Source organism: uncultured Algibacter sp., assembly GCF_947495675.1.
GTDB lineage: Bacteria > Bacteroidota > Bacteroidia > Flavobacteriales > Flavobacteriaceae > Algibacter_B.
In genome coordinates, this window is the sequence record NZ_CANLZX010000002.1 from 43,648 (window position 1) to 58,683 (window position 15,036).

The following is a 15,036-nucleotide window of genomic DNA, read 5'->3' on the forward strand; positions in this document are numbered from 1 at the left end:
TTTATGAAAAGAAAATTAATAAGTTCAGGCTCTAATTTTGAAGAAAATATAGGCTATTCAAGAGCAGTTGTTCAAGGCGATTGGGTTTTTGTTTCTGGTACTACAGGTTATAATTATAGTAATATGACTATAAGCGAAAGTATAATAGAACAAACAGAACAATGTTTTATAAACATTAAAAATACTTTAGAGAGAGCAGACTCTAGTTTATCAGATATAGTTCGTATTACTTATATTTTGCCAAATGCTAACGAATTTGAATTGTGCTGGCCTGTATTGCAAAAATATTTAGGTAGTATAAAGCCTGCTGCTACAATGTTTTCCGCAGGACTTGCAGATAATAAAATGAAAATTGAAATTCAAGTAACTGCTTTAAAGTCTTAAATACTTAGAATTACGTATTTTTATTACATTTGTACTTATGGATATAATTAACGTTGTACTTGCCGATGATCATGTTTTAGTACGAGATGGTATTAAAGCACTTTTAGAAGATCAATCTGGAATTGTAGTTATTGATGAAGCATCTAACGGGAAAGAGGCTTTAGAGGTTGTAGCAAAAAATAAACCACATGTATTAATTATTGATATACGCATGCCAGAAATGAATGGTATTGATGCCGTTAGAGAGATTAATAGAATGTATACCGATGTACGAACTTTAGTGCTTTCTATGCACGACTCAGAAGAATATGTGGTTCAGGCTATTCAAGCAGGTGCAGATGGTTACTTGTTAAAAGGAGCTAGTAAAGAAGAATTTTTAAAAGCTGTAAATAAAGTAGCTTCTGGCGGTAAGTATTTTACAGGAGATGTTACAGCTATCATTATGAATAATTTTGTTAATGGTAATACCAATACAGTAGTTAATCAAAAAGTAGAAGTTAAAGAAGACCCATTTAAACTCACCAAAAGAGAAAAGCAAATTTTAACTTTAGTATTACAATTAAAAAATAATAAAGATATAGCAGACGAGCTTCAAATTAGCAAGCGTACTGCAGAGGTACATCGTTTTAATCTTATGAAAAAGCTTGAGGTAAAAAACTTAATGGAACTAAGTAATAAGGCAAAAGAGTTTGGGTTAGTGTAACATAAATTCTTTTCATTTTGCTAAAATCTTTAAAAGAGAATTTTATTAATTTATTAGAAGAATATCCTTTTTATACAGGAATAGTAATTTTACTTTTAACTATTTTGTTGTTGTTATATAAGATTAGAAAGAATCAATCAATAGATTTTGATAATAGAAACGTTGCCTCATGGGATGCCTATTTTAACTCATGGGCAATAATAATTGTACTATTTATCTTTGCTCCTTTTTTATTATTATAGTGTTGCTGTTACTTTCTTATATTCATAAAATTCTATTGATTTAAATACTCAATTTACCAAATCCTCAAAATCCATATTCTCAAATTATCAACTTCATATTTTTTTATAATTACGTACCTGTTTTAAATTAAAATTAAGTATTAATACGTAGATTTGTACGTATAAAAGTACTTAATTATGAATTCTACAGCACAAGCTAAGTCAACAACATTACAATTATTCAATCTTAAAAATGTATCAATTCGAACATTTTGGATTACAGCTATATCCTTTTTCTTATGTTTTTTTGCATGGTTTGGTATAGTGCCTTTTATGCCAGATGTAGTAAGAGATTTAGGACTAACCCCAGATCAAAAATGGAACTCTATAATATTAGCGGTTACAGGAACAGTTTTCGCGCGTTTGTTAATAGGTAAATTGTGTGATAAATACGGGCCTCGTTTATGTTATACCTGGTTACTAATGCTAGGAGCAATTCCTGTAATTTTATGCGGATTAGTACAAACTCCAACACAATTTTTAGTTTGTAGATTATTTATTGGGTTTATAGGCGCATCTTTCGTAATCACTCAAGTACATACTTCGTTAATGTTTGCGCCAAATATTGTTGGTACTGCTAATGCAACTTCTGCTGGTTGGGGAAACCTTGGTGGTGGTGCTAACCGATTAGGAATGCCCTTAATTGCTGCTGCCGTAGTTGGTTTTGGAGTAGCAGAAGGAGAAGCTTGGAGATACTCTATGGTAATTGCTGGTATAGTATGTTTCCTTATGGGAATTGTGTATTTCTTTTTTACACAAGATACACCACAAGGAAATTTTAAAGAATTAAAAGCATCTGGTATTAAAATAGAGAAAAAGAAAGACCAGGTTGGGTTTGCTACTGTATTAAAAGATTATAGAACATGGATTTTGTTTTTAGTTTATGCAGCATGTTTCGGAATTGAACTAACGGTTTATGGAACCATGGATGATTACTTACAAAACACTTTTCAAATAGAAAGAGCAACTGCCGGAAATATTGTACTGTCCTTTGCATTAATGAATATTTTTGCAAGAACATTAGGTGGTTTTTTTGGTGATAAATTTGGTAAACTTAAAGGTTTAAGAGGTCGTGTATTATTCTTATCTGGAATTTTAACTGTACAGGGCGTTATGTTAATGACCTTTTCTACAACTACAAGTATTGCCGTAGGTATTTTGTTTTTAATATTGTTTAGTTTATCCGTTCAAATGGCAGAAGGAGCTACTTTTTCTGTTGTGCCTTTTATTAATAAAAAGGCTATCGGGTCTGTTTCAGGAATAGTGGGTGCAGGTGGAAATGTGGGAGCGTTTTTAGCAGCCATGTTATTAAAATCTCAATCTGCTGTTGCAGAGAAAGCAGCTATTTTAGCAAGCAATGGCTTAGATGAAGCTTCTGTTACTGCAGCGCAATCTGCAGCGTCTGCTTCAGCAGTATCTAATGGTTATTTTATTATAAGTATTGTTGTTCTTATCACCGCAATTGTTTCATTAGCTATTCGCTTTTCAACTGATGATGAAGAAATTGCAAAAAAAGATTCTAATATTAACCTTAATGATTTAGTGCCTATTAAAGTAAGAAGTTAATTCAATTATTGGTAATCAAGATTTGAAAATAATTATTAAGATTGATAAATATAATTGGTTAAATAATATATTCATTTTTATTAATTTAAAAATATATTACAACCTTTTTAAAGTATTCAGAATAATGAGTTTAGTATTTGTTTACTAAAATTTAAATGTATTATTTAGTGTAAAATGTAAGTCCCTATGATTAAAAAAGAAGTAAAAACAACTTGTTCATATTGTGGTGTTGGCTGTGGTATTATTGTAAAAAAAGATAGCAATAATAAAGTATTAGTTGAAGGTGATAAAGATCACCCAGTAAATAAAGGCATGTTGTGCTCTAAAGGCATGAATTTACATTATGTTGCAAATGATATTTCTGATAGAATTTTATACCCAGAAATGCGCTGGAGTCGTTCTCATCCAAGAGAGCGTGTAAGTTGGGACGATGCTTTAGATAGGGCAGCGAGCGTTTTTAAATCAATTATAAAAAAACACGGTCCAGATAGTGTTGCTTTCTACGTTTCTGGGCAAAGCTTAACCGAAGAATATTACATTGCTAATAAACTAACCAAAGGTTTTATTGGTACTAATAATATCGATACAAACTCACGTTTATGTATGAGTTCTGCTGTAGTAGGTTATAAAAAAACATTTGGTGAAGATAGTGTACCTGTTTCTTATGAGGATATTGAACTGGCAGATACATTTTTAATTACAGGAGCAAATCCAGCTTGGTGTCATCCTATATTATTTAGACGTATTGAAAAACGTAAAGAGGAAAACCCCAATGTAAAAATTATTGTAATTGACCCTAGAAAAACAGATACTGCTAATTTTGCAGATTTGCATTTACAACTAATTCCTGGTACAGATGTTATTTTAAATAACGCCATAGCAAGATGTTTGTATAAGAGAGGATTAATTGACGAAGATTTTATAAAAAATCATACCGAAGGATTTGGTGCTTATAAAGATCTTATTTTTAAAACATCATTAAAGCAAGCTTCAAAACTATGTGGTGTTGATGAAAAAGATATAAGGAAAGCTGCAGATATTATTGGACTTTCAAAAGGTTTTATTAGTATGTGGACTATGGGGCTTAATCAAAGTGTTATAGGAACTGATAAAAACGTATCGTTATTAAATTTATCATTAATTACAGGACAAGTAGGAAAACCAGGCTCTGGTCCATTTTCTTTAACAGGGCAACCAAATGCCATGGGTGGACGAGAAGTAGGAGGTATGGCAAACCTACTGGCAGTTCACAAGGATTTAATGAATGAAGAACACCGCAGGGAAGTTGCTCAGTTTTGGGGAGTCGATAAAATAAATCCAAAACCAGGATTAACAGCCACCGAAATGTTTGATGCTCTTGAAAGTGGAAAGTTAAAAGCAGTTTGGATTGCATGTACAAACCCATTAGTAAGTTTACCAAATTTAAATCGTGTTGAAAAAGCCATGAAAAACGCTAAGTTTGTTGTGGTTCAAGATATATCGCACAAATCTGATACGGTTGCTTTTGCAGATTTAGTATTGCCTGCTGCTGGTTGGTTAGAGAAGGAGGGAACAATGACTAATTCTGAAAGAAGAATATCATATCTACCTAAAGAAATTCAAGCTCCAGGTGAAGCTAGACCTGATGTTGAAATTTTTTGTGACTTTGCACAACGAATGGGTTTTAGAGGTTTTAATTTTAACAATGCAAGCGAAATCTATGATGAGTATGCATCAATGACAAAAGGAACAAATATCGATGTGTCCTTTTTAAATTACGATAGATTAAAAAACGAAGGTACTTTTCAATGGCCGGTTCCAGAACACAGACATCAAGGCACTCCGCGTTTATTTGAAGATAAAAAGTTTTATACACCATCGCAAAAAGCACAATTTAATTTACCGAGTAGTATTGTAAATACATCGGTTCTTCCAAATAATGAGTTTCCTTTAATTTTAACCACAGGTAGAGTTAGAGACCAATGGCATACTATGACAAAAACAGGAAAGGTATCGCGTTTAAAAACACATTACCCAACGCCTGTTTTGGAAATTAATCCTGTAGATGCATTTTTGTATAAAATTAAAAATGGAGACATTACTCAAATTAATGGAGAAAATGGAGAAGTAAGAGTACGTGCAAAAGTTACAGATACTATAAAAAAAGGGGTGGTGTTTTTACCAATGCATTGGGGCAAGCAATTGCAAAGTAATTTAAACAGAGCAAATAATTTAACAAACACACATTTAGACCCTGTTTCCAAAGAACCAGATTTTAAATTCACACGTGTTTCGGTTTCAAAATATAAAAAAGAAATAGAGAAAATTATTGTTGTTGGTGCTGGTGCCGCAGCTTTTAGATTTATACAAAATTATAGAGAAAATAATGAATTTGATGAAATTCATGTATTTTCAAAAGAACCTAATTTATTTTATAACAGAGTCTTATTACCAGAGTATGTTACCGAAGAATTATCTTGGGAACAACTATTAAAAATAAAAGAAAAGGAGTTAAATAAGCTTAATATTTATTTACACCCTGAAACATATATTACCAAAATTAATAAAGATGATAAGGTTGTAATTGATAATAAAGGTGAAACCCATAGCTATATTAAATTAATATTAGCTACAGGAAGTAGAGCATTTGTGCCAAAGGATGTTCAAATCGATTTGCCAGGGCGATTTACTATGCGTAATAAAACGGATGCAGATAGATTTAAAACTTACTTAGATGCTACAGGATTGCCTACAGAAGAGCAACACGTTGTTATTGTAGGTGGCGGACTTTTAGGTCTGGAACTTGCAGCAGCAATGAAACATAAAAATGCGAAAATAACCATTGTTCAGCGTGGTTCGCGTTTAATGGAAAGACAATTAGATAAAGTATCAAGTAAATTATTGGCTTTGGATGTTCAAGAACGTGGTATTCAAATTTATTTTGATAATGAAGTAAGTACGGTATTTGATGATGAAGATACAGGTGAACTAAATATCACTTTAAAAAGTGGAAAATTTATTACAGCAAACGCCATAGTTTATGCTATAGGTACAATTCCTAATATTGAAATGGCTAGAGCTAACGGGTTAGAATGTGGGCGAGGAGTTAAAGTAAACCAGCATTTACAATCTTCTAATCCAGATATTTTTGCCATAGGAGAAATAGCAGAATATAATAATCAGTTATTCGGAATTACATCGGCTGCAGAAGAGCAAGCCAATATTTTAGCCAATTTTATTGCTGGAGATATTAGTTGCTCTTACAATGGTTCTGTATTGATGAATATTTTAAAATTTAATGATTTAAGCCTTTGTAGTATTGGAGATATCAATGTACCTGATAATGATGATAGTTATGAGGAAATTATCTTTACAGACATAAAAAAGAGGTATTATAAAAAGTGTATTGTAAAAGACGATTTATTGGTTGGAGCGGTTTTAATGGGCGATAAAAACGAGTTTGCCGAATTTAAAACAATGATAGAGAGTAAGATAGAAATGGCCGATAAACGAGATAAATTACTTCGTGGCTCTTCAAATGATGTTCCTGTATTAGGTAAATTAGTATGTTCTTGTAGCCAAGTAGGAACTGGTAATATAGAAGAGGCCATATCAAGCGGCTGTACAGATTTTACAGAATTGTGTAATAAAACAGGTGCCGGTTTAGGCTGTGGAAGTTGTAAAACTGAAGTTAGAGAAATTCTTCAAAACTCAAAAGTATTAGCATAATGGTAGAGCCTTATAGATTACGAATTAATGGAGGTGTGTTATCGCCAGCAGAATTAAAATATATTTGTGAAGCTGCAGAAGCTTTAGGACTAGACACCATTTCTTTTGGTTCTCGACAAGATATAATTTTTCCTGAAACTATTGATGAAAGTAAATTTAAGCAATTTGATAAAATCCAGTTTGTAAAACCAAAACGCGATGGCATAGAAAACATTGTTTCTTCTTATGTTTCTGCCGAGATATTACAAAGTACATCATGGTTAACTAGCGATCGTTATTTGTATGTCTTAGAGCAATTTAAGCATAACCCAAAGCTTCGAATTAATGTTATAGATCCAAAACAACGATTGGTTCCTTTATTTACTGGAAATGTGAATTTTATAGCTTCTGATCATGAAGATTATTGGTATTTGTATTTAAGGCTTCCAGGTTGGGAAAAAACACTCATGTACCCTGCATTAATTTATAGTTGGGATATGGAGAAAATAGAATTCGCTATTGAAAGTATTTTAATAGAAGAGCCAGAAACTATTGAAACCGTTTTCGATTTGGTAAACGATGCAGTTGATACAAATAACAGAACTGTTGATAAGCCATTGGAAGTGCCTTTTTATCCTTTCCCTTATTATGAAGGTATGAATCGTATAGGTACAGATCGCTATTGGTTAGGTTTGTATTGGAGAAATAACAGGTACGATATTCCTTTTTTAAAAGCTATGTGTGAGTTATGTTCTGATAATAAAATAGGTAAAATTTCAATTACTCCCTGGAAATCATTTATTGTTAAAGGAATTCCATTACAATCAAAATTAAATTGGGAGAAATTTTTAGGAAAATACGGTATTAATGTGCGCCACTCTATGCTAGAAATGAATTGGCATTTACCCGTTAACGATAAAGATGCGTTAAGTTTAAAAAAATACTTAGTTACAAATTTTGATCAAAATGACATCAGTACTTATGGTTTAACTTTCGGTATTACTAGTTATGATAGTGACACATATAATTTCACTTCCATTGTAATCGAAAAAAACAGACAACCAGAAGCAATAGGTGGTTTTAAAATAAGAGATACATATAACTTATTATATGCTAAAAATTTCGACCCAAATACCCGAAAATACATTATGCATGTTCAAGATGTTGATAAGGTAGAATTACCGGGGTTATTAATGGAATTAAGTCAATTATATTTTGAGCAGTTAGGAACAGATAAAGAAGAAGATGTTCAGTCAATTATAAAAGAAACTAAAGAAGAGGAAGTATATCAATGTTCAGAATGCAAGACTATGTATAGTGAAGTTTATGGAGATATAACACAAAATATTGAGCCAAAAACATCTTTTGAAAGCTTACCAGAAACTTATGAGTGTTCGCTTTGTGAAGCACCTAAAAGTAGTTTTGAAAAGAAGGTTTTATTGAAGTAATTTAGCTCTAAATAATAAAATTTAAATTCTATTCAAACAGTTCCAGAACTTTAATGCTGTTTCTGGTTGAATGAATTTTACCCTCATCGTGTAATTGTTTTACCAGTCTTGTAATAACAACTCTAGAGGTATTTAAATCATTGGCAATTTCTTGATGCGTTATTTCAAGGTCAATATCATGATTAATTTTAACTTTATCTGTAAAGTATTTTAATAGCCTTTCATTCATTTTTAAAAAAGCTAAACTGTCAATAGATTCAACCATTTCTATCAATCTAAAATGATAGCTATCAATAATAAAATGACGCCAAGATTGGTACTTTTCTAACCATTCATCTATATTATCTACAGGTAAAAAAACGGCTTCAATATCTTTATCTACAATACCTTTAAAAATACTTTTTTTCTTATTTATGCAGTTTACAAACGAAATAGCACAGGTATCGCCACGCTCTAAAAAGTAAAGGACTAATTCTTCACCTTTTTTTTCTTTTCGGATAATTTTCACAACACCATCTAGTATTAAAGGAATATGTGTCATGTCATCACCAATATCAACTAAAAGTTCTCCACTTTTAATTTTATCAAAATGGCCAACTTTAATTATTTCATTGATTAATTCATCCTCAAAAATATCAGAGTAATAATCATTTAATTTTTCTCTTAAAATAATTTCTTGTTTATTCACTTTATTGATAGCTAGATTATTAAGTAAAGATAACCAAGAAGAATACAAAACCCCATGACATTTGTCATGAGGTTTAGTTAAAAATCAAAATATTAAATAAAAAAATAAAACCAATTATTAAATTAAAACTTGATTTGCATTTGAGCTAATAGGGCATCGTCATTTACATTTACAACAGTTTGAATATTAGCTTGGTAATTTAGTTGGAATCTTACTTTTTCGCTAAAGAAATAATTAACACCAAGAGTCATTCTTTCTTGGTAAGTACCGTCATCTTTATGGTCTAAATCTGGATCAAAGAATTCATATTTAAATACAGGTTGAAACTTTTCGTCTACGTTATATGAGGCCATCATGTATGCACCATCTCTTTTTTCACCAAGAGCAACAGGAGTTGCACCGCAACCACCACTTGTTCCTAAAAAGTAAGCACCTTCGTCGTAAATATACTCGCCTTGTACATTTAGTTTATTTAATTTTAGTAAAAATTCTCCGCCAAAAGTAGTACGGTCGTCCTTGTTATTGTTTGGTATTGGATAACCATACCTGAAACTACCACCAATTGATAAAAAATCAGTCAGCTTATAGGTTGCTCTACCAACAAAATCTTTTTTAGTATTTTCATCTGATTTTCCTAATCCTGTACCATTCATTAAAGCTACCCAATAGTTAAATTTGGTATACTTGTTTCCGCCTAAAACCATTAACCCAAAGTCTCTTTGTGGAGCTACTAATTGGTCTGCTACTATTGATCTATCAATAGTAGTTAAAGAGTGACAAGGTGTTGCGACGTCCAAACTAAAAGGTTGTTTAAAAGAACCTACAGAGATTTTGGCCCAATTGTATTTAGTATAAGATATAAATGCATCCATTAAGTAAGCATCTCCTGAACTTCCAATAAATGGACTAGTTTCAAGCATAAAATAGTACGAGAAATCATCGTGAAACTTGCCTAATACACCTATTCTGGCCCTTTTGAACTTAAAGGTGTTATCTTGATCACCATCAGTAAAATTATAATCAAACTGAGGTTGTATGTAACCAAATATTTTAACGTTAGGAGCACTTATAGAATCATTACCTCCTGGTATATCACCTTCACAGCCTTGTGCGAAAACTTGATTTACCTGAAAAAGAAATACAAGTGCAAACAGTATATATATATTGTTTTTCATAATTATTTTATTTATTTATTATAATCAATTAGAGAAAACAGGATAGTCCTTAGGTACCGATGAACTCCATTTGTTAGATGACCAAACAGGGTTAGAGTTGTACAAGCCGTTCATTCCAAATTTTAAGCTAGCACCATTATAACCCAATACTCTTAAGGTTGCTGTTAAGACTGCAGATGTTTGTCCTGTATAGCAATATGTTACTAAAGTTTTAGCATCTGGGTCAAGACTTAAATAAGTGTCGTCAGCGAGTTTAAAAGGAAGTATTCTGTTAGCGGTATTGATATGGCCAAACCCTAAATAATCGGTTTCACTAAAATAGTTATTGATAAAATAGTTTCCTGGGTTATCTAATACATCTGCTCCATTAACACCTTGGAAGCCTAAAGCTAAAACAGCTTCAACTCTTTCTTTAAGAATGGCCTCACCATTAGTTAATAAGGTAGTTATTACTGGTTCTGTATAAGTTACATTAGAAGGCGCTGCAGTATATTTCCAGTTTATACTGGTCGCTGCAGGGTTTCCTTTAATTGCATTATTCCATGAACCAGCAGTTGTCGAATTCCAACCAGACATTCCCCATTTTAATGCTCTTGTGCTTGGGTAACCATACATACGTAATAATGCTGTTGCATAACAAGCTGTTTGGCCAGTATAACAAACTACAAGAATTGGTTTTGTTGCATTTGCTGCTTCGGTTAAAATATTTGCAAAAGCAACATTGTTAGCTCCTGCTACATGAGCAGATAAAAAGTCGGTATTACTTCTAATATCCATAATGTAATAAGTGTCAAGGAATGCGTCAACTTCTTCAGCAGTTGAGGGAGCAGCTACTACAAATTTTTGTCCGTCAACGTTGGTAAGAATCATATCTACATCCAGATTGTTATTCACCATATAATCTTTCAATATTGTGAATTTCGAATCTGTAGCACCAATAATGTTATCTATTGGATCGTCCCCTCTATCACAAGAAGTAAGCAATAGGGTAGGAATCAATAATAGTCCTGTGAGAATTAATGATAGTTTTTTCATGTCTTTAAATTTAACGTTAGATAATTTTGGTTTTTTATTCTATTACGGGATACATGTTAATTTCTTTTTTTGTGAAGGCATCTCTTCCTTTTTCTTTTAGCACATTATTCATAAAGCTATTTTCTCCATAAGCTAAATTGCCAGTATTATATCCTAATACATTTAAGTAAGCGACTATATAAGCTGCTTTTTGCCCTGTAGCTTCGTATACTACAATTTTTTGATCTGTAGGAAGTGTAAGTAAATCTTTAGTTAATGATGCGTTAGGGGCGTAATGGAGAGTTCCTGGGATGTGACCTTCACATTTTTCTTGATCCCAATAATTTACTATAAAGTAATTGTCTGGATTATCAAAAATATCTAATGATTTTAAAATATACTCTTTATAAGGTGTAGCAAATAATTCTTGTAATCTTACTTTTAAAATGTCTTTGCCTTCTGTTTTACCAGTATTTATAACAGGATGAGCTCCTAATTCTGGTTTTACCTTCTCTGTAGTTTCTAATTTAGTGGCAAAATCATTTTTAATGTTCTTGTTCCAGGCATTGTCGGCAAAATCTTCTCTCCAAGAACTCATTCCCCATTTCATACTATATACATTATCATAACCTGCAAGTCTTAATAAACTTGAGTAATAGGCTGCAGATTGACCGGAGTAGCATACCATAACTATTTTGTCAAAATCTAAGGGGTTAATTGTGTTTTCAAAATAAGTCAATAGGTTTTCTGATTTTACATTTGCTGCATTTTTAATATGACCATATTCAAACCAGCTATCATTTCTAATATCTATAATATGGTATTTAGGATTTTTAAGATTCTTTTTAACCTCGTCTGACATAATTAAGGGTAATTCACCATTAATAAAACTGTTATTAGTTTCAAGGTAGTTTAATAGAGTTTCAAATTCATCTGGTGGATTTGAAATGGAGTTGTTAATATTTGTGAAACTGCTAAATAATACAGTCCCAGAAATTAAAATTGCGATTAAAAAAATTGAAGATTTCTTCATGATATAAAAGTTTAAAAATTTACTTGCTTAGTTAGGACTAAAATTATAACCGAAGGGAAAGGATTTTTATGATTTTTGTCACCTTTGTTTAATACATAACCAGTATACACAGTATCTTTAGTTACATAATTATGTAACAATTGTTACAAAGAAAAAGTAGTGTGTGAAATTGCGAAAAAGGAATGTAATTCGCTTAATTTCAGGTGTTTGAAATGAATTTAAATTTATGAATTGTACTTTGTAAGATTAAATACGTAAATTTTATTTGACATATTTTTAAAAAAAATTGAAGCGTCAAAATAGTTTAGTATTTATGCTAAAAAAGAGGCTACTAAAACGTCAAGTTTTAAAATTAATAGTTGTTTTTTTAGTACTTAGAGACATGAATATTACGTCTATTAAGTTTAATTTTTCCTTCTTGTTCTAAGTTTTTTAGAATTCTGGAAATAACCACTCTTGATGTATTTAAATCGTTTGCAATTTCTTGATGGGTAATTATTAAATCATCTGTATGTTTAATTTTAACCTGATTAGAAAGATATTTGTAAATACGATTTTCAAGTTTAAAAAAGGCTAAATCTTTAATAACACTTAGCATTTCTTCCAATCGGGTATGGTAACTATCAATAATAAAAACACGCCAAGTTTTATAATTAATCATCCATTCTTCAATTTTATTAACAGGGAACATGATGCACTCTACAGGTTCTTCGGCTGTTGCTCTAAACATACTTTTGCTAAGGTGTATACAATTAACAAATGAAATTGCACAAGTATCTCCTTCTTCTAAAAAGTAAAGTAGAATTTCTTTCTCGTGGGTGTCTTCTCTTGATATTTTAACGAGACCATTTATAATTAATGGAATATGAGTCATTTCTAATCCAATATCGATTAGAATATCATTTTTCTCATAAGTTGCATAGGTGCCATTTTTAGCTATTTCATTAATCAATTTTTTTTCAAAAACATCCTTAAAATGTAAGTGTAATTGTTCCTTTAAAAAAGTTAAGTTTTTTTTCATTTTGATTTGAATAACAACAAGTAAACTTCAAATTACTTAAAACTTGAAATTTTTTATTAGAAATTAGCAACCACCTTCAACAGGCATTTTCTTTTTCTTTTTAAGAGGGATTATTTTTTTAGGAGCTGTAACAGCCTTTGGTTTAGGTTTTACTACAACTTTTGCCTTTTTCATGGCTTCTGCTTGCTTTTTAACAGATTCCTGTATAAAAGCTGTAACATCTGCTTTAGATGTTTCAATTTCACTATTTTTTGCAATTAATCTATTTTGATTATAATCTATATCGACAGTTAGTAGTTTAATGTTATCATAGCCTAATTGATAAAGTAGTAAAAATGGTAAATTAGTTTCTTGCGGATTATTACCACATAAAACAATTGTTTTATTAGTGTTTTTTAATTCTTTAAAGATTGTTAAGTTATCCTCATTTAAAAAATCTGGAGTGTGAATATTTATAGCATCTTTTAAATGACCTTTTTCAAAATCGAAAGCACTTCTAATATCAACTAATGCATAGTCTTGATTATTAATGTCGTTGAGGTTTATAAAGTAATTATAGTTTGATACTTTTTCAAGCGTGTTTTTTGTATCATGGCTATATGTGTTTTTAGGTCTTTTGTATGTAAATAGTCCAATTAATACAGCTAATATAAAAAGCGTAGAAGCTATTGATATACGTTTTGTTTTTTCTAGTTCTTTCATGTGTTAGATCTATTGTTTTTTAGTTGTCATGCTAGACTATAACTTCAATTAAAATTAACAACCACCTTCAACAGGCATTTTCTTTTTCTTTTTTACTGTAATTATTTTCCTAGGCGCTTTCTTAATAACGCTTTTTGTTTTAGTTTGATCTGGATAAACAACCCCATAAAACAAACTTGCAGCCTTTCTAGTTGTATACAATTCAAATGCTTTAGAAGACATGTTTTCATTAGGCTTTTTAGGGTTTATTATTGTGGTAAACCATTTGTTTATACCGCCTTTTAAAACATGTAAATTTTTATATTCTAATCGATTGCAAATAGCCCAAGCTTGATCTGCATAAAAATTATCATCAGAAAAAAACACAACATCATATTGATCTTGATTTAAATAAGATTCAAACTCTTTATCCAGTAATTTTTTTAAAGGAATATTTATAGCATTAGGAAGTGTATAGCTATTATATCTTTCCTCACTTCTAACATCTATTAATATGAACGAAGGATCTTGACTAATTAATTTATCCGAAATTTGATCTGTAGAAACATATCTTTCAAGACTTATTATATTGCTAAGTAATTGTTCTGCTGGAATACCTTCGCTCTCCTGATATTTTGGTAGTAAAACCAAGCCACCGGCAAGCAGAATAAGTATAGCAGCCATCATTGTATACCTGAAAGATAAAATTTTTGCGATTCTTTTTTTAACCATCATCATTTTGTTTTAAATTAATAGAACACCTTTTTTATTTTTTTTCTAACCATATCAGCAACTACAAATGCCACAACTGCTATGATTGAAAAAATGAAAATTGTCCAATAAGGGTTCCATTCAAAAGAGTCAATTAAAGTGATATTACCTAAATAATAGCCATTATAAATAGGTTCAAATACGGTATACAATTCTGAAAAAATAAAAATCCCAATTAAAATTCCTAATACATAAACCCAAGCATCTAATTTACCAATTGCAACACCACATAGACCAGTTCCTGGACAAAAACCACCAGCAATAAAACCAACACCCATAATAGCGCCACCAATTATTGCACCCCAAACATATGTTGGGTGAATATATAATTTAGTTACATCTAAGTAACCTAAATAATCTAGATAATATATTCCAATTACAGCAACTACTGCAGCTGTAAAAAACACTTTTAAAACAGCAAAATCATAACCATAGAACACACCTGCCATTTTTCTTGAAGAAGAAAATCCAGAAGATTCTAAAACAAAACCAAAAGCAATACCAATACATATGGCAATAATACTATCCCATTGTTCAGGAATAATGCTAGTAGAAATTAAAAATTCCATATTTTTTATTTTTTA

At 30.9% G+C, this 15,036-nt stretch carries 13 protein-coding genes; 5 read left to right on the forward strand and 8 right to left on the reverse strand.

Annotated features, from left to right (window positions below; all coding sequences use genetic code 11):
* The first annotated feature begins 3 nt into the window (after positions 1-3).
* From Q0842_RS01915 to Q0842_RS01935, 5 genes are all read left to right on the forward strand, one after another.
* Positions 4-384, forward strand: coding sequence for a RidA family protein (locus tag Q0842_RS01915; RefSeq protein ID WP_298493702.1), 381 nt, complete (start codon positions 4-6; stop codon positions 382-384).
* Between the two features lie 37 nt (positions 385-421).
* Positions 422-1,087 (forward strand): response regulator transcription factor, encoded by a 666-nt coding sequence (locus tag Q0842_RS01920; RefSeq protein ID WP_298493704.1) that lies wholly within the window; start codon positions 422-424, stop codon positions 1,085-1,087.
* A gap of 419 nt (positions 1,088-1,506) precedes the next feature.
* Positions 1,507-2,934, forward strand: coding sequence for an MFS transporter (locus Q0842_RS01925; RefSeq protein WP_298493707.1), 1,428 nt, complete (start codon positions 1,507-1,509; stop codon positions 2,932-2,934).
* Between the two features lie 186 nt (positions 2,935-3,120).
* Positions 3,121-6,642: a nitrate reductase gene (locus tag Q0842_RS01930; RefSeq protein WP_298493710.1), complete on the forward strand. Its 3,522-nt coding sequence runs from the start codon at positions 3,121-3,123 to the stop codon at positions 6,640-6,642.
* Complete coding sequence (locus Q0842_RS01935; RefSeq protein ID WP_298493713.1) at positions 6,642-8,069, forward strand: rubredoxin domain-containing protein; 1,428 nt, start codon at positions 6,642-6,644, stop codon at positions 8,067-8,069. Before Q0842_RS01930 ends, Q0842_RS01935 begins: the two co-directional genes overlap by 1 nt.
* A gap of 28 nt (positions 8,070-8,097) precedes the next feature.
* On the opposite strand, the gene Q0842_RS01940 is transcribed toward Q0842_RS01935, so the two are convergent.
* From Q0842_RS01940 to Q0842_RS01975, 8 genes are all read right to left on the reverse strand, one after another.
* Entirely contained in the window at positions 8,098-8,757 is a 660-nt protein-coding gene (locus tag Q0842_RS01940) for a Crp/Fnr family transcriptional regulator (RefSeq protein ID WP_298493716.1), read from the reverse strand.
* A gap of 122 nt (positions 8,758-8,879) precedes the next feature.
* Positions 8,880-9,932 (reverse strand): porin, encoded by a 1,053-nt coding sequence (locus tag Q0842_RS01945; protein ID WP_298493719.1) that lies wholly within the window; start codon positions 9,930-9,932, stop codon positions 8,880-8,882.
* Positions 9,933-9,956: 24 nt separating this feature from the next.
* Positions 9,957-10,967 (reverse strand): rhodanese-like domain-containing protein, encoded by a 1,011-nt coding sequence (locus Q0842_RS01950; RefSeq protein WP_298493722.1) that lies wholly within the window; start codon positions 10,965-10,967, stop codon positions 9,957-9,959.
* Positions 10,968-11,001: 34 nt separating this feature from the next.
* Positions 11,002-11,979, reverse strand: a complete 978-nt coding sequence (locus Q0842_RS01955) for a rhodanese-like domain-containing protein (protein ID WP_298493725.1) — start codon at positions 11,977-11,979, stop codon at positions 11,002-11,004.
* A 367-nt stretch (positions 11,980-12,346) separates the two neighbouring features.
* Positions 12,347-13,000 (reverse strand): Crp/Fnr family transcriptional regulator, encoded by a 654-nt coding sequence (locus Q0842_RS01960; RefSeq protein ID WP_298493730.1) that lies wholly within the window; start codon positions 12,998-13,000, stop codon positions 12,347-12,349.
* Positions 13,001-13,063: 63 nt separating this feature from the next.
* Complete coding sequence (locus Q0842_RS01965) at positions 13,064-13,702, reverse strand: rhodanese-like domain-containing protein (protein ID WP_298493733.1); 639 nt, start codon at positions 13,700-13,702, stop codon at positions 13,064-13,066.
* A 54-nt stretch (positions 13,703-13,756) separates the two neighbouring features.
* Positions 13,757-14,413, reverse strand: coding sequence for a rhodanese-like domain-containing protein (locus Q0842_RS01970; protein ID WP_298493736.1), 657 nt, complete (start codon positions 14,411-14,413; stop codon positions 13,757-13,759).
* Positions 14,414-14,430: 17 nt separating this feature from the next.
* Positions 14,431-15,021 (reverse strand): YeeE/YedE thiosulfate transporter family protein, encoded by a 591-nt coding sequence (locus tag Q0842_RS01975; protein WP_298493739.1) that lies wholly within the window; start codon positions 15,019-15,021, stop codon positions 14,431-14,433.
* Positions 15,022-15,036 lie beyond the last annotated feature (15 nt).

Bases quoted from the DNA above. Each gene is read 5' to 3' on its own strand.
- Q0842_RS01935 (WP_298493713.1), top strand. From the start codon at position 6,642: ATGGTAGAGCCTTATAGATTACGAATTAATGGAGGTGTGTTATCGCCA.
- Q0842_RS01950 (WP_298493722.1), bottom strand. From the start codon at position 10,967: ATGAAAAAACTATCATTAATTCTCACAGGACTATTATTGATTCCTACC.
- Q0842_RS01925 (WP_298493707.1), top strand. From the start codon at position 1,507: ATGAATTCTACAGCACAAGCTAAGTCAACAACATTACAATTATTCAAT.
- Q0842_RS01930 (WP_298493710.1), top strand. From the start codon at position 3,121: ATGATTAAAAAAGAAGTAAAAACAACTTGTTCATATTGTGGTGTTGGC.
- Q0842_RS01945 (WP_298493719.1), bottom strand. From the start codon at position 9,932: ATGAAAAACAATATATATATACTGTTTGCACTTGTATTTCTTTTTCAG.
- Q0842_RS01920 (WP_298493704.1), top strand. From the start codon at position 422: ATGGATATAATTAACGTTGTACTTGCCGATGATCATGTTTTAGTACGA.
- Q0842_RS01915 (WP_298493702.1), top strand. From the start codon at position 4: ATGAAAAGAAAATTAATAAGTTCAGGCTCTAATTTTGAAGAAAATATA.
- Q0842_RS01955 (WP_298493725.1), bottom strand. From the start codon at position 11,979: ATGAAGAAATCTTCAATTTTTTTAATCGCAATTTTAATTTCTGGGACT.
- Q0842_RS01965 (WP_298493733.1), bottom strand. From the start codon at position 13,702: ATGAAAGAACTAGAAAAAACAAAACGTATATCAATAGCTTCTACGCTT.
- Q0842_RS01960 (WP_298493730.1), bottom strand. From the start codon at position 13,000: ATGAAAAAAAACTTAACTTTTTTAAAGGAACAATTACACTTACATTTT.
- Q0842_RS01975 (WP_298493739.1), bottom strand. From the start codon at position 15,021: ATGGAATTTTTAATTTCTACTAGCATTATTCCTGAACAATGGGATAGT.
- Q0842_RS01970 (WP_298493736.1), bottom strand. From the start codon at position 14,413: ATGGTTAAAAAAAGAATCGCAAAAATTTTATCTTTCAGGTATACAATG.